This is a genomic window from Flavobacterium rhizophilum (assembly GCF_046000485.1).
Taxonomy (GTDB): domain Bacteria; phylum Bacteroidota; class Bacteroidia; order Flavobacteriales; family Flavobacteriaceae; genus Flavobacterium; species Flavobacterium rhizophilum.
In genome coordinates, this window is the sequence record NZ_JBELQB010000006.1 from 154328 (window position 1) to 173933 (window position 19606).

Here is a 19606-nt window from a genome sequence, read left to right on the forward strand (position 1 = left end):
CTGCAAGCACGCTATCTGCCATACCTATAAGATACACAGCCGGAAACAGTACCGTTACTGCCTGAAAGACATTTTTGTAAAAGTGCTTCCCCCCCGTTTATTATCGCCATATATACCATACCCCCAAACAATATTGCCCAAAGTATAATATAGTAACTTTCTACAACCTGTTGGGTTTCCATTTCTTCCCATACCCATTTAAAGGAAGAGAACAGCAATATAAAGGCAATACCAACCGACCCCAGTCCTAAATAATCATTGCGGCTTTCCAGTTTTGGTAAAACTCCGGTATTGTATATAAAGCCCAGTAGTGCCATGTAAACAAGGAAACCAAACTCACCTACCCCGGCAAGAAAAGCTCCAAGGGTTATTATAAGACTTAACGGAAAAAGCAGGTTAAATAACGATGTTATCCTTCCAAAAGGGTGTTGTTTAAGCCTCCTTAAATAAAAAGGAATAAAAGCACCTAAAAGTAACAGGTAAGGCCACGGCCTTTCGGTTTCAAAATAACCCGCTACAACCGCATAATAGGTAATAAAGCCCAAATGCAGAAATGCTACCATATTGGACCTCAATAAATACATTAAAGGCATACACAGTAAAGTCCAGCTTAAAAGATAACCTTCAAGATCTCCGGGTATATTGTAAATTTGAGCTACCAGTGCTATTGACGAACCTACCGTAAAAAACAATAGTATCCCTGCTATGTCCTTAAATAGTTGGCTTTTATTTTTAAGTATGGCATATCCGGCGGCAACCTGACATAACAGTAAAGGTGCTATTGCCAGTAGGGTTTTAACCGATTTTGAAAAATTATCCCAGTTATGGGCAAATATCAAAATAATACCCAGCCCCACAAGTATGGCGCCTATGCTACCAAAAATCATTAGGGTATTACTCCCCTGATCTTCTTTTTTTGCGGCATAATACCGCTCTATATCTTTTGCCGTTTGTTCACTGATAATTTTATGACTTATCAGTTCCGGCAAGTCTTTAATTATAGAACTCATAGGTGATTGGTTTTAAATTAAAAGTAAGATTTTTATTCTTTATGAACATCTTTAAACTTCAGCATATCAAATAAACGCTGTTCTTTCTCATTATCAAAACCGCATGAAGTTTTAAACTCTTTAGGGTTTGCATAAGTGCCAAACAACATATCCCACCAAACTATATCGCCATAATTGTTAGTATGTTTATTATATTCATGATGAATACGATGCATTTCAGGCCGCTGAAAAATATAGCCTATCCATTGAGGTGTTTTAATGTTAGTATGATAAAAAAATTCTCCAAGGGCTGTACAAACCGTATATATCCCGGCGGCCTCTAAACTTAATCCAAGTAATGTGTAAACCAACAAACTCCCTATTATAGAATTGACTACCATTTCAAGCGGATGCTTATAAAAAGAGGTAATAACCTCTATTCGTTACGGACTATGGTGTATCTGGTGAAAATGAGTCCATAAAAAATCAATATGGTGTCTCCACCTGTGCCACCAGTAAAATATAAATGTGGCAATAAAGTAAGCGATAATACCTCCCCAAACCGGAGAAACATAGTCCGACAGGCAAAATAGGGAAGAGGATGAAAGCCATTTTTCCCAGCTTATACCGGCTAGCAATACAACTCCAAGTTGAATAAAATTAACTCCAAGAACCCTGATGCTCCACGTAGGCACCTGCGGTAGTTTCCAGCCAAGGTTAAGCCTTTCAATCAGGAAGCACACTCCAAACGAAATAAATATAACGGTTAGCATAATGTTTTTATATGAGTTTACATAAGCGAAAAGATATTCCACGACAACAATAACACCGAAATCACCACAAGCACAACAGCTACAGGTTTTAGGAAATTGGCGCTTATGACTTTTATAAAACATACCAGAGAACCCGATAGTAATAAAATCGTGATTCCGGTTGTTATGGTCGCATCCTGCAATGATGCAGGGAAATTGTCAAGATAAGCCTGTTTGGTCTCTTCAAAACTGTCATATTGCGCACAGGCCCTAAACCATAAATACATTAAGAACGATGCTGATGCCAGCAGTAACGTACCCAGTCCGAATAATAAAATAAGAATTTGTTTTTTCATAATATAGTTTTAAAAAATTAAGCCCCGCAGCGGCTTCGGTGTGGTAAAGCCGCCGCAGGGCCATCCGCTAAGCGTTTGGATTCTCCTTTTCAAATGTCTTTAAGTCACGGGTATTTTTTTGTACGGCTATTGCAGCAAAGAGGCTAAGGGCAAACGACATTCCGTAAAAGCCTTTTTCACTAAGTTCAAGGTCGGCATTCCAAAGTCCTATTATCAATAGTATTACCGATGCAAATGTGGTAAACCAGCTTATGCCATAATACATATCGGTTACCGGGATGCCTTCCAGCCTGTCCCTTACACTTTTTTGTACCGATACTACCGAGAAGAGTCCGAAAAGCAATATGGTAAAATAATATCCCTTTTCGTTAAGCAGCATTGCCCCGGCATTAAAAAGTCCTATACAGTAAGAGGCCATTCCTATAATAAGAGCACACCATGAGGCACCTACAAAGGCATTACTCGGTTTTGTTGCCCCTTGGGCAGTTGTTGTTTTCCTGAATTTGTTTTCCTGTGTGAAGGTATCATTCCCTTCGTTTGTTTTTAGCGGATCCATAATTTTTGGTTTTTGATTATGAGGCAAATCTCACATAAAACAACAGGGTACAAAAATCAAAAAACAATAAAAACTGATGATATATTATTTATATTTACATTGCTAACTGTTTAAGTAATTTCAATATGAATGCATTAGGAGAAATAATATCTATAATGTCAAAAGATGATAAATCAGCATTTATAAAACATCTTAATAACAAAAACAAAAGGAAAGACACTCTTAATACTGATTTATTTAAATTACTTGAAACTGATGATATAAATATTAAAAAAAAGCTTTATGGCACTTCAAAAAATACCGATGCCTACCATGCATTACGTAAAAGGGTATACGATAGCCTTATCAGTTTTATGGCTAACCGAAGCTTTGAAAGTAATACTGATGACGAACACGAAATAACGCGGCTGCTTATGGTTAGCCGTGTGTTTTTTGAGCATAAACTTTACAAAGAAGCCTTTAAGTGCCTTACTAAAGCCGAAAGTAAAGCCTTCGCTACCGAGCATTTTTCACTGCTTAACGAAATCTACCAAACCCAAATACAGTTTGCTCATTTTGACCCCTCGTTTAATTTGGATAAGGCAATCGCCGGTTTTACGGCAAACAATAAAAAACTTCGAAATGAGGAACAGCTTAATCTTGCCTATGCGGTTATGCGCCGTGAATTGGGTGAGATTTACCATAAAGGGAAAATTACCGATATACAGCAGTTAATAACCGGCACCATGAAATCGTTTGGAATATCGTTAAGGGAAGTACTTACTTTCAAATCACTGTACCAAATGCTTTTTATTGCAAACGAGTATGCTTCTATAAACAGCAACTACAGCCTTATAGAGCCTTTTTTGGAAAGAAGCTACCGATTTATAATTACCCGCCAGGAACTGGCACAAAAACACCTGTACTACCATATTTACATATTGTATTTTATGGGCAATATTCATTTTAGGAACAGGAGGTTCACGTTGTGTTCGGAATACCTGCAGATGATGGCTTCCGAAATGCAAAAGCAAAACAAAAAGTACTACAGCCGTTTTATTGCCCGATACTATTTGCTGCATCTGCTTAACGAAAATTACTGCGGCAATGGCGAAACCACACTGGCAATAATGACAAAAGCATTGACAGAAACAAAAAAAGCCGATCCTACCGACAGAAACGACCTTATATTTTTTGCAGTGATATATTGGCTACAGCATAATAATGCCCGCGAAGCCCGAAGGTACATGCGCGAGTTTATCCATTCTGACAGTTGGTATGAAAAAAGAATGGGAATGGACTGGGCCATAAAACGCAGCTTGGTAGAAATTGTAATGCATACCGAACTGGAAGATACCGAACTTGCCCTCTCCCGACTAAAAGGTTTTAAAAGACGTTACAAAAAATACCTAAGGGAGGTAAACGAAGAAAGGGTACTGGTATATGCCGCTTTGGTGGAAAAATACATATTGGATAAATCCGTAGCACAAAACGATACATTTAAAAAACAGTTGGATTTGTTAACAAAACACGCCATTACCGAAAGTGGTGATGTATTCGTGCTTAGCTTTATAGGATGGTTGCTGGCAACCGTACACAAAAAACAGGTTTACCCTACCATTCTTAGTTTAATAAACAATCACTTTTCCCCGTTCCATTCGGCATAGAACTGCGAAAGGAAATCTTCCATATAGCTGTGGCGTTCTACGGCAAGTTGTTTACCTGTTAGAGTATTCATCCTGTCTTTAAGTAGCAGTAGTTTTTCATAAAAATGATTAACCGTTGGCGCAGTACTGGCCTTATATTCCTCTTTGGTCATATTTAGGTTAGGCTGTATAGCAGGGTCATACAAAGCCCTGTTTTTAAACCCTCCGTAATTAAAGGTTCGGGCAATACCTATGGCACCAAGTGCATCCAGCCTGTCGGCATCCTGAACGATATCCAGCTCAACCGATGAGAATTTCTTATCGAAGTTTCCGCCCTTAAACGATATGTTCTCTATAATCTCCACTACCTGATCGATTATAGTTTCACTTATATTTTCCTGTTGTAAAAACCTCCTTGCCGTTTCCGGTCCCACAGTCTCATCGCCATCATGAAATTTACTGTCGGCTATATCATGCAACAAGGCTCCTAGCTGTACTACAGTAAGATTACACTCTTCTCCTTTTGCAATAAGCAGGGCATTATTATACACCCTTTCTATATGAAACCAGTCGTGCCCACCCTCAGCACCCTGTAATTGCTGTTTTACAAATGCTTTTGTTTTTTCTATAAGGTTACTCATATACAGGAAACTACATAAGATTAAAAAAGCTGCCCGAAAGCAGCTTTATATATTATTTTATTAATGCAGGTTGCACCCATTTAAAAATGTGTGACTCCTCAGGTATTACAATCCTTTCAGATATTCTTGCCATCCTGTCCGGAAGCTTCATAAGGTAATCCCTTGCTTTCTCAGCTTCGGCGGTAAGGCCGTCAATTTTATCAATTTGCCATTTGGCAATCAGTTTTCTAAGTATGTCCACATAGTCCATAGCGGTATATACCCCTATACGCTGTGCCGAATCAGAGAACTGCTCAAAAGCACTTCCTATAGCATTACCCGACTCCCTTAAAAAATGGGCAGGCATAGTAATTTTAAGCTTCATCATGTGTTGGAAAGCCAACATCATTTCGCTTGGGTCTACTTTAAAAATCCTATCTACAAACTCACTGTATGCCATGTGGTGACGCATTTCATCTCCAGCAATAAGCTTACACATTTTAGACAGTTTATTGTCTCCGTATTTTTTAGCCAGCTGCGACACACGGTTGTGCGAAATATAAGTAGCCAGCTCCTGGAAGCTTGTATAAACAAAGTTTTTGTACGGATCCCTGTCGGTACCAATATCAAAACCGTCATTAATAAGGTGGTGAGTGGTCATTTCCACTTCACGTATATTTACCCTACCGCTAAGGTATAGGTATTTGTTAAGCAAATCGCCGTGGCGGTTCTCTTCACCAGTCCAGTGTCTTACCCATTTACCCCATCCGTTGCCCGGGCCTTTCTCTACCTGTTCAATACCTTCCACATCCATTAGCCATGACTCATAGGTAGGTAGTGCTTCTTCTGTAATGGTATCACCCACTAATACCACCCAAAAATCATACGGAAGGTCTTTAGCAATCTCTCTAAGTTCCCTAAGATCTTCCTCAAAACTCTCGCTCTGCGTATCAGGCAGCATATCTGATGGCTGCCATATCTTCTCTACCGGTATAAGATAGTTTTCCACAAAAGAATCAATGTTCTTTTCCAAAAAGTGCATCACTTCTAAGCGGACGTTTTTTATAGACATAATTTCTAATTTTTTATTCCTTGTACAACTGCGTTCTCTGTTCTCTCCATTACCTCTTCAAAAGGAATATTTTTTATGGCAAAAGGTTCCTGTACTGTAAAAGTAACTCGGGCACCTAATCCTAACGGATACTGACCGTAACGGTTCAGTTTCCAGGAATTATTAATACTAACAGGCACAATGTAAGCACTTGGTGCGAACTTACAAAGTATTTTAAGCCCGTTTTCCGAAAACTTTTTCGGTTTCCCGTTTTTACTGCGGGTCCCCTCAGGAAAAATTACTGCCGATCGTGTATTCTTTTCAATGTAGGTAGCAATCTGTTTTATGGCAGGTAAGGCTTGCTTTGGGTCTTTTCTATCTATTAAAACGGAACCGCCATGCCTTAAATTGTAAGACACGCTTGGTATTCCTTTCCCTAATTCTTTCTTACTTATAAATTTAGGGTGAAATTTCCTCATAAACCAAATAATGGGAGGAATATCATACATACTTTGGTGATTGGCCACTATAATAAGCGGTACACCGTCAGGCACTTTCTCTATCCCTTCAAACTTATAGGTAGTCCCTAATATATGTGTTGTTCTTACCAGAAAGAAGTTAAGTATATCAACACTCTTTTTATGCGCCTGATAACCAAATACGTTAAGACAAATCCACTGTACCGGATGAAATATCAGGAGAAACAGCAGAAAAACCAGGTAATATAGTATCGATATAGGATATGACAATATTTTGCCCATATATGTTTTTAAAAAATTCGCGTAAAAGTACAGTCTTTTTAGTTAATAATAAAAACATTTAGTATGCCTGCATACTATTGCAAAAAAGAAAGCCGCACCAAAGGCGCGGCTTTAAACTTTAAAAGAGCTTTTATTAGCAATGTTCGTCGTAAGCATCTTTAAGGTTTTCTGCAATCATTTCAGCAGGACGCCCTTCAATATGATGACGCTCAAGCATATGCACAAGCTCACCGTTTTTAAATAATGCCATACTTGGTGATGACGGAGGGAAAGGGAACATTAGTTCTCTGGCTGCATCAACAGCTTCTCTGTCCACACCTGCAAAAACAGTAACAAGCGAACTTGGCTTTTTACCATTATCAAGGCTCATTTTCACACCAGGTCTTGCATTTCTTGCAGCACATCCGCAAACAGAGTTTACTACTACTAATGTAGTACCTTCTTTAGAAATCGCTTCTTTTACCGCGTCTGGTGTATATAGTTCTTCAAAACCTGCTTCCGATAGTTCGGCACGCATTGGTTTTACTAGTTCTTCTGGGTACATAATATTTATTCTTTAAAAAAGTTATTTAAACTGACTACAAAGATACATATTTTTTAGCCAAATACTTTTTACGCGAAGTGTTAAGCTTTTCGTTTTTGAAACTCAAGTAACTGATTGTAGATTACCTGCCTGGTCCTGTCTTTCAGTTGTTTTTTATCTTCCAGGGTAAGTCCTTTTGTTTCTATAAAACGGTGAACCCTAGCCCTCATAAGTCCCGGAGTCCCGCTAAAGAAAGTAAAGGAGAATCGTTTTTTATTGTCGGGGAAGGTCATGGGTACAATAGGAATTTGGTGCTCTATTGCCAGGCGGAAAGCCCCATCCTTAAACTCATCCAGCAATACATTCTCATCATCGGGTACACCTCCTTCGGGAAAAATACAAATACTCAATCCCTGGTGCAGCCTTGCCTGTGCTCGTTGAAACACTTCAAATCGGCTTTTGGAACTCTCCCTGTCTACCAGTATACAGGTACGTTTATAAAAGAACCCGAAAACCGGAATTTTTACCAGTTCTTTTTTTCCTACAAAAACAAACGGATTTTTAGAGATTACCAGCATCAGCATAATATCGGTCATGGAGGTATGGTTAGCTACAAGCATGTAACTTTCCCCCTTTACAAACTTTTGCTCACGCTTAACGGTGTAGTAAAAGCCCATCCCGAAAAGTATGATTTTTGCCCATACTCTTGCCAGCCTGAAAAACTGTGGATAAGTTTTCTCTGAAATGATGGTAAGTATAAGTAAAGGCGACATTATGATTATAGGAACACCCATCAGGATATAAAACCAGATGCGCCAAAGTATCCAAAAAATCACCTTTAGTATTTTCATGCTGCCAAATGTAAGAATTCAATCCCTATTTTTTGGTAAAACCTTTTACCTTTGTGTAAATTTTAAAAGCATATCATGGCAAAAATATTAACTGGTATCCAAAGTACGGGAACCCCTCATCTAGGCAACCTTTTAGGTGCTATTATACCAGCCATAGAAATGGCTAACAAACCAGAGAACGAATCGTTTTTATTTATTGCCGACCTTCACTCTACCACCCAGATTAAGGACGGAAAAACCCTTCGCGAAAACACCTATAGTGTTGCTGCCACATGGCTTTCGTTTGGGCTTGATATAAATAAGGTAATTTTTTACCGCCAGAGCGACGTGCCTCAAACAGCCGAACTGTCATGGTACCTTAGCTGCTTTTTCCCTTTCCAGCGATTAACACTGGCACACTCTTTTAAAGATAAGGCCGACAGGCTTGCCGATGTGAATGCCGGACTGTTTACCTACCCTATGCTTATGGCTGCCGACATATTATTATATGATGCCGAGTTTGTACCTGTAGGTAAAGATCAGCTACAACACCTTGAAATTACCCGTGATGTAGCTTCACGTTTTAACCACCAAATGGGTGATACGTTTGTTTTACCGGAAGCTATTTCCAGTGAGGAAACCAAAATCATACCGGGTACTGATGGTGAGAAAATGAGTAAGTCACGTAATAACATTATTAATATTTTCCAGGAAGACAAACCGCTTAGAAAGCAGGTGATGTCTATAGAAACCGACAGCACACCACTAGAGGAACCTAAAAATCCTGATACCTGTAATGTGTTTGCTATTTACAAGTTACTGGCAACACCAGAACAAACGGAACAAATGAGAGGCAATTATCTGGGAGGCAACTATGGTTACGGCCATGCCAAGCAGGCGTTGTTTGAACTTATCGTTGAGAAATACAGAGAGCCGAGAGAGAAGTATAAATACTATATGGAAAACCTTAATGAAGTAGAAGACCTTCTAAAAACAGGTGCTGAAAAAGCGGCTGTTATTGCAAACGGTGTACTTGGAAGAGTACGTGAGAAATTAGGTTTCAACTAACATACTTCAACATAAAACAAAAGCCCGATATTAATCGGGCTTTTGTTTTTATTTGAGATTTCTCCCTTCGGTCGAAATGACAGGTAATTTGAATATTGATTTATATTGCTTCAAAAAGTTTTCCCGGCAACGGCCTTATTACTCCTTTAAGTTCCATAGTAAGTAATAGTGACGAGAGTTTAAATACCGGCATGCCACATTCCAGTGCTATAATGTCCATTAACTCCTTACCGTTTTTTTGCAGGAAGTCATATACCTTCTGTTCCTCATCTTCCAGTGTAATGAAAAGTTGCTTTTGTACAGCGGCAGGCTTTTGTTGCTCAATATCCCAGTTAAGCATATAAAGCAAATCGGCAGCACTGGTTAATAAATGTGCCCTTTGGCTTTTAATCAGGTCGTTACAACCTGCACTATATTTATCGGTTATACGTCCCGGTACGGCAAACACATCCCTGTTATAATCGTTAGCAATATTTGCCGTAATAAGCGAACCACCCTTATCGGCACTTTCTATAATAATAGTAGCTTCCGATAATCCCGCTACAATACGGTTGCGCTTTACAAAATTCTCTCTGTCAGGATTGGAGCTACTCCAAAACTCGGTAAAAAAACCTCCGTTTTCTTCCATTTTAGCCATGTACTTTTTATGCACTTTAGGGTATATCTGATTCAGTCCGTGAGCCAGTACCCCCACCGTTTGCAGATTGTGTTCCATAGCCAACTGATGGGCAAAAATATCTACTCCATAGGCAAACCCACTTATAATTACAGGATTTAACGGCGCAATATCCTCAATAAGCTTACGGCAAAAATCAGCACCATAAGATGTCATTTGCCTTGTACCTACAATACTTATGGTTTTCCTGCCCTCAAGGTTTATATTCCCCGAACTGAAAAGCAATACAGGTCCGTCTATGCAATGTTTCAACCTTTCAGGGTATTCTTTATCAGTATATAATAAAGGGGTTATTTTTTCTTCCTGTATAAATTTCAGTTCGGCTTCGGCCAACTTAAAAACCTCCTTATCCTGAAGGCTTTTATAAAGCACCTCCCCAACCCCCTCTATAGCAGTAAGCTGTTGCTTTTTTGCCTCAAAAACCGCCTGGGCACTCCCCAAATGATTAATAAGTTTTTTTGCCACTATATCCCCCACACCATCTATCCTCAGCAAGGCTAGCGTGTTAAACAATTCGTTGTCAGTCATTAGTAATTTTAAAGGTTGCGAATAAAATTGGTTTGCTGCAATTGTTAATAAAATTTGTGAATAAAATTTTGCAACTGCAGTTGATTCGTTAAATTTGTTGTTATGATGATAGAGAAACACATATCGGCGCTACTATATCGTTACCAGTGCGTTATCGTTCCGGGCTTCGGTGCATTTTTAACCGAAACCAAGTCGGCCAGTATAGATATAGATACTAATACGTTCTATCCTCCTAAAAAGCTGATTTCTTTTAATGCGAATTTAAAGAATAATGACGGGCTTTTAGCCAACCATATCGCTTTACAGGAAAAAATTTCTTACGAACAGGCTGTAGAAGACATTAAAAAGATGGTTGCCGTTTGGGCAGACCAACTCGAAAACAACGATAAGCTTATACTTAAAAACATTGGTGACCTTGCTTATAACAATGAGGGCAGTCTTGTGTTCTATCCTAACACTCCGGTTAACTATCTTACCGATTCTTTCGGTTTAGGCAGCTTTACATCTCCTGCAATTAAGCGTGAAGTTTATAAGGCCGAAATTGAAGAACTGGAAGAAGAAGTTCCGGTACTGTTTACTCCTGAAAAGAGAAAGAAAAACTACTCTTTCCTTAAATATGCCGCAGTATTTGTTGCAGCATTATCTATAGGAAGTGCAGGTTTTAAAGTATACTACGACAATAAGATAATAACAGAAACCCGCATTGCCGAACAGCATGTACAGGAACAGGTAAACCAGGAAATACAAACTGCAACGTTTTTCCTTGACCCTATGCCGGCAGTAAAACTTACTGTTAAGGAAGAAACTGCAGAAGAGGAACTTTACTATCATATTGTTGCCAATGCTTTCCGTAATGAGGCTAATGCCAATAAAGCAGTAAACCAACTAAAAGCGCAGGGCTTTAAAGCAAGGAAACTGGATAAAAACAAGTATGGTTTGTACCCGGTGCTTTATGAAAGTTACACCACTTATGAAGCAGCTCATAAAAATCTTAACAGAATAAGAAAGGAATATAACAAAGAAGCATGGCTTCTTGTTAAAGATTTATAAAAATACCGTCCCACGCTAAAGCGTGGGATTTTTTTGCCTTTTCTGCACTATCTTTGCCAAAAAACAATTACATGCAGGCAAAATATCCTTCTGATTCTATGTGCATTATGACCGATTTGGTCTTACCCGGAGAAACGAACCCGCTTAACAACCTTTTTGGTGGCGAGCTACTGGCGCGTATGGACCGCGCTGCAAGTATTGCTGCAAGAAGACATTCAAGGAGAATTGTAGTTACCGCATCGGTTAACCATGTTGCGTTTAACAGATCTATCCCTTTAGGTAGCGTGGTAACTGTTGAAGCTAAGGTTTCACGCACCTTTAAAACATCTATGGAGATTTTTATTGATGTATGGACAGAAGACCGTGAATCGGGAGTTAGGGCAAAAGCAAACGAAGCCATTTATACTTTTGTTGCTGTTGATGAAACAGGCCGACCTGTAGAGATCCCAACAATTGAACCTCAAACAGAACTGGAGAAACAACGTTTTGAAGCAGCATTAAGAAGAAAACAATTAAGCCTTGTTCTTGCCGGAAAAATGAGTCCGAATGATGCAACCGAACTGAAAGCATTATTTATAGAATAAAAAAAGGAAGCCAATGGCTTCCTTTTTTTATTGATTATATTTTTTACAATTCACTCTTACTATTTCAATGGGTTAAGCCATTGTTGCGGATTAAGATAACTTACATTCTGAACTACGTAAAACTTAAGTACAGTTTCTCCTGTTGCCCCGTTTGTCCATACCTTACCTAATGTTTGCTTAATATCTACCTTATCACCTTTATTTACACTTACACTGCTTAGATTAGTATATATTGTCCAGTAGTTACCGTGACGTACCATTATAGTATAAGCGCCCTCATAAGAAGAAGTATGAGTTATCATTGTCACTTCTCCCGCAAAAACAGCACGTACATCTGCTCCTTTTGAAGTACTGATATCTACGCCGTTATTCTCAAGTTCACTAAGAACCTTCACACCTACAGCCTGACCTCTATAAGAGCCATACCCCTGCGAAATATACCCTCTTTCCACCGGCCAAGGTAACTGGCCCTTATTAGCTTTAAAGCTATCTGCTAAAATCTTTCCTTCTTTTGTTAGAGGTAATTCATTTTTACCAGACCCGCTTACTACCGTTTTATTACTCTCTTTTGCCGCTTTACGTTTAGCCTCCTCTATAGCTTCGCGAATAAGCCTGTCTATTTGCTGTTGCAGTTTTCTTTCTTCCTGCTGCCTCTTTTTAAGATCGGCTGCATATTTCTTTTTATCCTTCTGAATAGCTTTTACAAGTTCATTTTGTTCTTTTTTATCGGCCTCAAGTTCTTTTTTCTGTTTCTCGGTTTCAGCCAGCAGATTCTCTTTTTCCTTTTTCTGCTCTTTAAGTTTTTCCAATAATGCTCTAAGCTCCGCCATTTTCTCTTTCAGCTCTTCAGCCTGCATCTTCCTGAAATTGGCATACTGCTTCATGTATTGAATACGCTTATAGGCCTGCAGAAAATTCTCTGAAGACAAAATAAACATTATCCTGCTTTGGTCAGACCTGCTTTTGTATGATTTAACTATCGTATTGGCATAATCTTCTTTAAGTACTTCCAGTTCTTTTTCAAGCTTATTTGCTTTTTTCTGGTTTAAGTAAATATTATCTGAAAGTAGTCGGCTTTGCTTTTGTATAGTATTAATAAGGTTTTGCGTAAGTCTAATTTTAGCTTCGCTCTCCTTTATTTGTACTAAAACCGATTTTTCTTTTTTATTTTGAGTACTTAATAAACTCTGGAATTCCTTTATCTCCTTTTGAAGCTGTGCTCTTTGTCGTTCAAGCTTTTTTTGCTCGGCAGTGTTTTGCCCCCAGCTTAAAGCAGTGGTACATATAAGAAGTAAAGTAAGAAGCGCTCTTGTCATTTTCTCCGTTTCGGTTAGTCTCTATTCTATAAATATACGATTCATGCCTTGTGGCACCTTATAAGTAAACCTCAGGTCTTCGTTGTCAAAGGTAACATTCTTGTATTCAATCTCAATGTATACCTTATCGGCTTTTTCGGCCTCTACCATTACGCCTGTAGGCATTACCGATTTTTCATATTTCCTGAATCCCGGATAGTTTACCGTAAGTTTTTGCGGCTCATATCCTTTGTATTCTATTACCTGTTTCTTTAACAACAGGTTAGCTGCTTCAAAGAAAAACTCCTTAAACACGCTATTGTTCTCTTTACCCTGCAGTTTATACAGTCCTTCCTCAAGTGATGCTTTATATTTACCATCGGCCAGATTATCCATGGCACGACCCGTAATTATATTTTGCACCTTATCATAATCAAGATCGGTTCCCAGCCAGTCACTTAATATCTGGAAATCGCCTTCAAAATATTCCTTTTGGGTATTTACATAATAGCTTACCTTATCTCTCGTAATTAATGCCTTAGCAACTGGAAAACCCATTACAGTAGCATTAACCCATATCATTTCATCCTTTTTCACTCTTATATCAAGAGTAAAGTTATACGAGTCACTTCCTCCTTCATAATGAGCGCCTGCCCTTATTTGCAGGTTATCAAATTCCAACGGATTTTCATAATGCCCTTTTACTATCTCTTTAACCGATTTTTCCTTTTCAGCATTTTTTTCAGATACCAATCCCTGTTTTGACTTACAGGAAACAAGCACCGTAATAAGCAGTAAGGCTGCTGTTATTTTTTTCATGGATTATTCTCCGGGTTTTAGCAATTTATTGGCTTTAGAAAAATAAGCCTCCTTTTTCTTTTCATCTCCAAGCCCGGCATAAGCCTCTCCCAGTTGCCTGTTAAAACCTGCCTCAAGCTCTTTATCCTCTACAACAAAGTCTATTCCGTTTTCAAGCCATTCTTTTGCTTTTTTAAACTGCTGCTGTTTATTTGCTGCTAATCCTGCAAAATAATATAGCCTTGCGTGCGTAGGGTACAACTCTGTATATTGTGTTGACATATTAAACAGCTCAGCAAAATTATTATCTTCGGCATAGCTATACAGCAGTAATTCTATTGTCTCTATATCATCGGCATTAGTTTCCAGGCTCTTTTGGAAATAGTGAGTGGCCTGTTTAAAATTTCTTTTAGTGAAAAAGAATTTCCCTACCTCTTTAGGTACATTAATCTCTTTATCATCTTCAAAATAACCTACCGCCCTGTCCAGGTCGGCTTCATATTCCGGATTATTGTTTGTATAAATAAGAAATTCGTTAAGTACCCTGTGTTTTATTTTACGGTCAATTTTTTCACTTGCCAAGACCCTGAACATGGACTTTGCAGCCTCGTCTCCCTTATTATCGTTAAGGTTAAACTTAAAGAGACTTACCTGAGCCCAGTCTGACTCCGGAATTTCCTTTTGTAGCTTTTCAGCTACTTTTGCAGCCTTTTCCTCTTCATTACTTTCAGAGTACAAATAAATCAGTTCCAAATAATTGGATTCCAGCTTTGGGTTTTTTCTTATAGCTTCTTCCAGAGCTTCCTTTTCAGGTTTATTGTACCTGTTATCACTAAGGATTTGCAGTTTATACATTTCCCTGCGTTCAGTATGCCCTACCGTTTCTTCCAGTTCGTTTATAAGTGTAAGTGCCTTATCATACTGATCTGTATACATGTATAATGATACCAAATCTTCCTGGTAATACTCTTTACGCCATTCGGTAAGCTTAAGTACTATAGGTATAGCACTGTTATAATTTTGAGTTTGATAATATACATCATAAAGCCCCACCCAGTACCAACGGTTTGCCGGATCGAGCTGAGTAGCTTTTAAGAAAGCCTTTTCCGCCTCCGGGTAATTTTTAAGGGCAAGGTAATTTTTGCCCATTTCATGATATACTACCGGATTGTTTGGTTCTTCGGCCCTGCATACTTCCAGAGCCAATAGTGCCTTATCATAATTTTCTATTCCTTTTTGCTTTAATGCTTCATAAAAGTTATTCTCAAACTTATCATTGGCCAATGCAATTTTATCGGGCTCCTCCTGGGCACGGGAAACTGCAGGGGCTAATAACATCCCTGAAAGCAATAATCCGCAAAAAAGAATTTTTCTGTTCATATATTTTATTCTATAACCGAATAGTCTCCAATACTTATACTGGTAAACTTACCATTAAATGTAGCGTGGTTACCTATCATGGCATTATCCAAATGGGCATTTGTTATTACCGCATTGGTTTGTACCAAACTGTTTTTAATAACGCTGCTCTCTACTTTTGTATTATTGCCTAACGATACATTAGGTCCAACAGTAGCATTTTTAAGCACAACATTTTCGCCAATAAAACAAGGAGGAATAATCGTGCTGTTCTCGGTCACTACCGATGATGATACCAAATGCTCTCCGTCTTTATGTAAAAAGTTAAGCATTCTTGAATTGGTATCTACAGTAACATTTTTGTTACCGCAATCCATCCATTCTTCTACCTTGCCAGGCACAAACTTCATCCCTTTTTGCTTCATGTTTTCAAGCCCGTCGGTAAGCTGATATTCGCCACCTTTTACAATATTGTTATCCAGTAAATACTGTAACTCCTCACGAAGGGTTTCTCCGCTTTTAAAGTAGTATATACCTATAATTGCCAGGTCTGAAACAAACTCTTTTGGTTTCTCTACAAAATCTACAATCTCGTTTTTATCATTTAACTGAACAACACCAAAGGCACTGGGGTCATCAACCTGTTTTACCCAAATAACGCTGTCTGCTGTAGTATCTAACGTAAAATCGGCCCTAAAAAGTGTATCGGCATAAGCCACAACTATAGGTCCGCTCATAGATTCCTTAGCACTCATAATAGCATGAGCAGTACCAAGAGGCTGCTCCTGATAGTAAATGGTACCTTTAGCACCCAGTTTTTCGGCAATGGCAACCAGGTCTTTCTCTACCTGAACACCAAAATCCTTATGTATTATAAAAGCAATCTCTTCTATTTCCTGATTTATCACACCCGCAATGTCTTCTACCAGCCTGTGTACAATAGGTTTTCCTGCAATAGGTATTAATGGTTTTGGAACTGTAAGTGTATGTGGGCGAAGGCGTGAACCCCTTCCCGCCATAGGAACAATTATTTTCATTCTTATTCTGTTATTTCTATGTTGTCCTGTTTTAAAGAGAATAGTATACTTCGTGGTATTCTCAAAGCTTCAGGGCAAAGTTGGTTTTTATGGATTTGATTTTTACTTCTTATTATTTTACACCTGTACTACCAAAACCTCCGGCTCCTCGGGTAGTTTCGGTTAGTGCTTCTGCCTCCAGCCATTCGGCACGCTCATGTTTGGCTATCACCAACTGAGCAACCCTTTCACCATTCTCAATAGTTACCGGCTCGTTAGACAGGTTTACCAATATAACTCCAATTTCTCCGCGATAATCGGCATCAATAGTGCCCGGGCTGTTAAGTACCGTAATACCTTTTTTAGCTGCCAGACCGCTTCTTGGCCTTACCTGTGCCTCATAACCTATAGGCAGTTCCATAAACAGCCCTGTTTTTATTATAGCCCTTCCAAGCGGACTCAGTACCACCGGTTCGTCTATATTAGCCCTAAGGTCCATACCTGCAGAGGCTTCTGTTTCATAATTAGGTAAAGCGTGATTGGATTTATTGATAATCTTTATTGTCATTATGGTAAATATTTATATTTCAAATATATCAAAAATAGCATGTAAAAGTGCTGTTTTTATAGTGTATTATTTCCTTTTTAGCACTCTGTTGAGGGTTTCCTTTTCGTTTTGGTAAATAAACAGGCTGTAAACAATTATTACGGCTGCACCAACGTAGTAGTTTTCCCGGAAATAATAAAAATAAACAAGGGACAGGGATATGGATAACCCCAGGTAACCTCCTATTTTTTTTAGATCGTAAGGAATAGGGTAGTACTTATTGCCTAAAAAGTATGAAATAATCATCATGGTACCGTAGGCCGAAATGGTTGCTATGGCCGAACCCATATAATCATACTTTTGAATTAACAGAAAGTTTAGCCCTAAGGTTACCAGCGCTCCAACAATGGAAATATAAGCTCCCATTTTGGTTTTATCGGTAAGTTTGTACCACACCGAAAGGTTATGGTAAATACCCAAAAAGAAATTAGCCAGAATAATAAGCGGAACTACTTTCATCGCTTCCCAATATTCCGGACTTTTTATAAGAAGTACTTTTATAATATCGGCAAAAACAATTACGCCTACCAGTATAAGACTACCAAAAATTATAAAATATTTGGTTATCATGGCATACGTTTTGGGTGCCGATTCGTTTTTAGCATAACTGAAAAAGAATGGCTCTATACCCAACCTGAAAGCTGTAGCATAAAGCGTCATGAACAGAGCTATTTTATAACAGGCAGAGTATTGACCTACTTTAGCATCAGCAATATCTGAGGGTAATAGATTTTGAAGTAATATCCTGTCAAACGATTCGTTAATGGCAAATGCGATACCGGCTACTAAAACCGGAAGGCTGTAACGCATCATTTTTTTCCAGAGCAGCTTATCGAAACTCCAGTTTATTTTAAAATAGTGCGGAGCCAAAACTAAAAGAGTAAGAAAACTTGCTATAAGGTTAGATACAAAAATGTAGCCTATCTGGAAATTTTCAATGTATATCATTCCCCAAAAACTACTTGGTTTTGCTGCTGCCCAAGCCGGTAGCCAGGCTATAAACACCACATTAAGCCCAAGATTCACAAATACATTCCCTACCTTAATTGCAGTATAATACAGGGGCCTGCCCTGCGCTCTTAATTTTGAAAAAGGTATTATTACCAGCGCATCCAGCACCAATATCCATATGGTATAGGTTATATACTGCTCCTCTATACCCGACCAGTTGGCAAGATAAGTTCTGCCTAAAAGCGCCAAAAACAAAAAGCCAATAGACGACCAGAAAAGTGATATGGTAGAAGTACTCTCTACTTCCTTAGAATTATCTGTACTGTAAAACCTGAAAAAAGAGGTCTCCATACCATAGGCCAATATTACATTAAACAGCACAATCCATGAAAAAATTACGTTTACATCTCCATACTCATTGTCCGGAAGGTACTTTGTATATAGGCCTACTAACAGGAAGCTGAGCATTCTTGGTACTACAGTTGCCAGCCCGTAAATAGCGGTTTGCTTGAAAAGATTTTTAAAGAGACTCAAAAGTTAGTCGGTTTAGTAAAACAAAAATAACTATATAAAATATAGAAATAAAAAAAGCGACTGAATAATAATCGCTTTACTTTTTACGAATTTAATAAAAAAGAGCCACGCAATGCGTGGCTCTTTATATAGTTGTGTGCTGTGTTCAGTATTATTAATTGTTCAAAGCTTCTGCACCACCTACAATCTCTAAGATCTCTCCTGTAATTGCAGCCTGACGTGCTTTGTTGTAAGTTAATTTTAACTGGTTTCTAAGCTCAGTAGCGTTATCGGTCGCTTTATGCATTGCTGTCATACGTGCACCGTGCTCTGAAGCAAAAGAATCGCGAACTGCTTTATAAAGCTGTGTTTTTAACGAAAGCGGTATAAGGCTTAATACGATTTCTTCTTTAGAAGGCTCAAAAATATAATCAGTACTATTACTGTTTACTTCCTCTGTAGCCTGAGCAGGAACTAAAGGCAAAAACTGTTCTGCCATTACAATCTGAGTAGCTGCATTTTTAAAGTGGTTGTAAACTAACTCGATTTTATCATACTCACCAGCTGCAAACTTATCCATAAGTGTTTGTGCAACCTCTGCTACGTTTTCAAACGTAAGATCGTCAAACAACGAACTTTGGTTAGCTATAATGTTACAGCTTTTTTGTAAGGCATCATTACCTTTTTTACCAATGGTTAAAACATCAACCGTTTTACCAGCGTACTGGTTTATAAGGTTTTTTGTTTGTTTAAGCACATTAGCATTAAAGGCACCACACAAACCCCTGTTAGAAGTAACTACAACAAGAAGTACTTTGTTTACTTCACGCTGTTCTGCAAACGCACCTCCAGTATCTCCTTCCAGAGTAGCGCTAAGGTTTTGTAATAGCTCTGTAAGCTTCTCAGAATAAGGTCTCATAGCCGTGATAGCATCCTGAGCTTTTTTAAGCTTAGCAGCAGAAACCATTTTCATCGCACTAGTAATTTGCATAGTGGATGAAACCGAAGCAATCCTGTTACGTATTTCCTTTAAGTTAGCCATTGTTATTTATATAGTTTGAGTATTGAGAGTTGAGGCTTTAATAGCTCAGCTCTCAA

The 19606-nt window shown here is 38.5% G+C and carries 22 protein-coding genes; 4 read left to right on the top strand and 18 right to left on the bottom strand.

Translation table 11 applies throughout. The features are described 5' to 3' along the window. Window positions 1-11: 11 nt before the first annotated feature. From ABS768_RS09490 to yiaA, 5 genes are all read right to left on the bottom strand, one after another. A complete protein-coding gene (locus tag ABS768_RS09490; RefSeq protein WP_408074733.1) occupies window positions 12-1010 on the bottom strand; it encodes a DUF2157 domain-containing protein in 999 nt (332 codons plus the stop codon). 32 nt (window positions 1011-1042) lie between these two features. Further along, window positions 1043-1429 (bottom strand): sterol desaturase family protein, encoded by a 387-nt coding sequence (locus ABS768_RS09495; protein ID WP_408074851.1) that lies wholly within the window; start codon window positions 1427-1429, stop codon window positions 1043-1045. Between the two features lie 3 nt (window positions 1430-1432). Continuing rightward, window positions 1433-1762 (bottom strand): sterol desaturase family protein, encoded by a 330-nt coding sequence (locus ABS768_RS09500; protein ID WP_408074734.1) that lies wholly within the window; start codon window positions 1760-1762, stop codon window positions 1433-1435. Window positions 1763-1779: 17 nt separating this feature from the next. After that, window positions 1780-2097, bottom strand: coding sequence for a hypothetical protein (locus ABS768_RS09505; protein WP_408074735.1), 318 nt, complete (start codon window positions 2095-2097; stop codon window positions 1780-1782). Window positions 2098-2164: 67 nt separating this feature from the next. After that, window positions 2165-2653 (bottom strand): inner membrane protein YiaA, encoded by a 489-nt coding sequence (yiaA, locus tag ABS768_RS09510; protein ID WP_157484562.1) that lies wholly within the window; start codon window positions 2651-2653, stop codon window positions 2165-2167. 125 nt (window positions 2654-2778) lie between these two features. Here yiaA and ABS768_RS09515 point away from each other — a divergent pair, with 125 nt between their 5' ends. Continuing rightward, window positions 2779-4299, top strand: coding sequence for a hypothetical protein (locus tag ABS768_RS09515; protein WP_408074736.1), 1521 nt, complete (start codon window positions 2779-2781; stop codon window positions 4297-4299). Here ABS768_RS09515 and ABS768_RS09520 read toward each other — a convergent pair. The 5 genes from ABS768_RS09520 to ABS768_RS09540 form a co-directional block, all read right to left on the bottom strand. After that, window positions 4272-4919, bottom strand: coding sequence for an HD domain-containing protein (locus ABS768_RS09520; protein ID WP_408074737.1), 648 nt, complete (start codon window positions 4917-4919; stop codon window positions 4272-4274). The genes ABS768_RS09515 and ABS768_RS09520 overlap by 28 nt on opposite strands. Window positions 4920-4971: 52 nt before the next feature. Then, entirely contained in the window at window positions 4972-5970 is a 999-nt protein-coding gene (locus tag ABS768_RS09525; RefSeq protein WP_408074738.1) for an acyl-ACP desaturase, read from the bottom strand. Between the two features lie 5 nt (window positions 5971-5975). Then, entirely contained in the window at window positions 5976-6710 is a 735-nt protein-coding gene (locus tag ABS768_RS09530) for a lysophospholipid acyltransferase family protein (RefSeq protein ID WP_408074739.1), read from the bottom strand. A gap of 133 nt (window positions 6711-6843) precedes the next feature. Next, window positions 6844-7254 carry a BrxA/BrxB family bacilliredoxin gene (locus ABS768_RS09535; RefSeq protein ID WP_035131614.1) on the bottom strand — a complete coding sequence of 137 codons (411 nt, stop codon included), beginning with the start codon at window positions 7252-7254 and terminating at the stop codon, window positions 6844-6846. Between the two features lie 80 nt (window positions 7255-7334). Then, entirely contained in the window at window positions 7335-8084 is a 750-nt protein-coding gene (locus ABS768_RS09540; protein WP_408074740.1) for a lysophospholipid acyltransferase family protein, read from the bottom strand. 75 nt (window positions 8085-8159) lie between these two features. Between ABS768_RS09540 and trpS the strand changes: the two genes are divergently transcribed. Continuing rightward, window positions 8160-9131, top strand: coding sequence for a tryptophan--tRNA ligase (gene trpS, locus ABS768_RS09545; RefSeq protein WP_408074741.1), 972 nt, complete (start codon window positions 8160-8162; stop codon window positions 9129-9131). A gap of 100 nt (window positions 9132-9231) precedes the next feature. On the opposite strand, the gene dprA is transcribed toward trpS, so the two are convergent. Continuing rightward, window positions 9232-10335, bottom strand: coding sequence for a DNA-processing protein DprA (gene dprA / locus ABS768_RS09550; protein WP_408074742.1), 1104 nt, complete (start codon window positions 10333-10335; stop codon window positions 9232-9234). Between the two features lie 102 nt (window positions 10336-10437). Between dprA and ABS768_RS09555 the strand changes: the two genes are divergently transcribed. Both ABS768_RS09555 and ABS768_RS09560 read left to right on the top strand, forming a co-directional pair. Then, window positions 10438-11385, top strand: a complete 948-nt coding sequence (locus tag ABS768_RS09555) for an HU domain-containing protein (RefSeq protein ID WP_408074743.1) — start codon at window positions 10438-10440, stop codon at window positions 11383-11385. A 71-nt stretch (window positions 11386-11456) separates the two neighbouring features. After that, window positions 11457-11969, top strand: coding sequence for an acyl-CoA thioesterase (locus ABS768_RS09560; RefSeq protein ID WP_408074744.1), 513 nt, complete (start codon window positions 11457-11459; stop codon window positions 11967-11969). 59 nt (window positions 11970-12028) lie between these two features. Here ABS768_RS09560 and ABS768_RS09565 read toward each other — a convergent pair whose 3' ends face one another. From ABS768_RS09565 to atpG, 7 genes are all read right to left on the bottom strand, one after another. Then, window positions 12029-13285, bottom strand: coding sequence for a murein hydrolase activator EnvC family protein (locus ABS768_RS09565; protein WP_408074745.1), 1257 nt, complete (start codon window positions 13283-13285; stop codon window positions 12029-12031). Window positions 13286-13306: 21 nt separating this feature from the next. Next, window positions 13307-14083 (bottom strand): DUF4292 domain-containing protein, encoded by a 777-nt coding sequence (locus tag ABS768_RS09570; protein WP_408074746.1) that lies wholly within the window; start codon window positions 14081-14083, stop codon window positions 13307-13309. 3 nt (window positions 14084-14086) lie between these two features. After that, window positions 14087-15442 (bottom strand): tetratricopeptide repeat protein, encoded by a 1356-nt coding sequence (locus ABS768_RS09575; RefSeq protein WP_408074747.1) that lies wholly within the window; start codon window positions 15440-15442, stop codon window positions 14087-14089. A 5-nt stretch (window positions 15443-15447) separates the two neighbouring features. Beyond that, window positions 15448-16458, bottom strand: a complete 1011-nt coding sequence (locus tag ABS768_RS09580; protein WP_408074748.1) for a sugar phosphate nucleotidyltransferase — start codon at window positions 16456-16458, stop codon at window positions 15448-15450. A gap of 112 nt (window positions 16459-16570) precedes the next feature. After that, window positions 16571-17005 carry a dUTP diphosphatase gene (dut, locus tag ABS768_RS09585; protein ID WP_408074749.1) on the bottom strand — a complete coding sequence of 145 codons (435 nt, stop codon included), beginning with the start codon at window positions 17003-17005 and terminating at the stop codon, window positions 16571-16573. A 66-nt stretch (window positions 17006-17071) separates the two neighbouring features. Next, complete coding sequence (locus ABS768_RS09590) at window positions 17072-18529, bottom strand: lipopolysaccharide biosynthesis protein (RefSeq protein WP_408074750.1); 1458 nt, start codon at window positions 18527-18529, stop codon at window positions 17072-17074. Between the two features lie 154 nt (window positions 18530-18683). Beyond that, window positions 18684-19550: an ATP synthase F1 subunit gamma gene (gene atpG, locus ABS768_RS09595; RefSeq protein ID WP_408074751.1), complete on the bottom strand. Its 867-nt coding sequence runs from the start codon at window positions 19548-19550 to the stop codon at window positions 18684-18686. Window positions 19551-19606: the final 56 nt, after the last annotated feature.

Bases quoted from the DNA above. Each gene is read 5' to 3' on its own strand.
- ABS768_RS09490 (WP_408074733.1), bottom strand. From the start codon at position 1,010: ATGAGTTCTATAATTAAAGACTTGCCGGAACTGATAAGTCATAAAATT.
- ABS768_RS09500 (WP_408074734.1), bottom strand. From the start codon at position 1,762: ATGCTAACCGTTATATTTATTTCGTTTGGAGTGTGCTTCCTGATTGAA.
- ABS768_RS09505 (WP_408074735.1), bottom strand. From the start codon at position 2,097: ATGAAAAAACAAATTCTTATTTTATTATTCGGACTGGGTACGTTACTG.
- yiaA (WP_157484562.1), bottom strand. From the start codon at position 2,653: ATGGATCCGCTAAAAACAAACGAAGGGAATGATACCTTCACACAGGAA.
- ABS768_RS09515 (WP_408074736.1), top strand. From the start codon at position 2,779: ATGAATGCATTAGGAGAAATAATATCTATAATGTCAAAAGATGATAAA.
- ABS768_RS09520 (WP_408074737.1), bottom strand. From the start codon at position 4,919: ATGAGTAACCTTATAGAAAAAACAAAAGCATTTGTAAAACAGCAATTA.
- ABS768_RS09525 (WP_408074738.1), bottom strand. From the start codon at position 5,970: ATGTCTATAAAAAACGTCCGCTTAGAAGTGATGCACTTTTTGGAAAAG.
- ABS768_RS09530 (WP_408074739.1), bottom strand. From the start codon at position 6,710: ATGGGCAAAATATTGTCATATCCTATATCGATACTATATTACCTGGTT.
- ABS768_RS09535 (WP_035131614.1), bottom strand. From the start codon at position 7,254: ATGTACCCAGAAGAACTAGTAAAACCAATGCGTGCCGAACTATCGGAA.
- ABS768_RS09540 (WP_408074740.1), bottom strand. From the start codon at position 8,084: ATGAAAATACTAAAGGTGATTTTTTGGATACTTTGGCGCATCTGGTTT.
- trpS (WP_408074741.1), top strand. From the start codon at position 8,160: ATGGCAAAAATATTAACTGGTATCCAAAGTACGGGAACCCCTCATCTA.
- dprA (WP_408074742.1), bottom strand. From the start codon at position 10,335: ATGACTGACAACGAATTGTTTAACACGCTAGCCTTGCTGAGGATAGAT.
- ABS768_RS09555 (WP_408074743.1), top strand. From the start codon at position 10,438: ATGATGATAGAGAAACACATATCGGCGCTACTATATCGTTACCAGTGC.
- ABS768_RS09560 (WP_408074744.1), top strand. From the start codon at position 11,457: ATGCAGGCAAAATATCCTTCTGATTCTATGTGCATTATGACCGATTTG.
- ABS768_RS09565 (WP_408074745.1), bottom strand. From the start codon at position 13,285: ATGACAAGAGCGCTTCTTACTTTACTTCTTATATGTACCACTGCTTTA.
- ABS768_RS09570 (WP_408074746.1), bottom strand. From the start codon at position 14,083: ATGAAAAAAATAACAGCAGCCTTACTGCTTATTACGGTGCTTGTTTCC.
- ABS768_RS09575 (WP_408074747.1), bottom strand. From the start codon at position 15,442: ATGAACAGAAAAATTCTTTTTTGCGGATTATTGCTTTCAGGGATGTTA.
- ABS768_RS09580 (WP_408074748.1), bottom strand. From the start codon at position 16,458: ATGAAAATAATTGTTCCTATGGCGGGAAGGGGTTCACGCCTTCGCCCA.
- dut (WP_408074749.1), bottom strand. From the start codon at position 17,005: ATGACAATAAAGATTATCAATAAATCCAATCACGCTTTACCTAATTAT.
- atpG (WP_408074751.1), bottom strand. From the start codon at position 19,550: ATGGCTAACTTAAAGGAAATACGTAACAGGATTGCTTCGGTTTCATCC.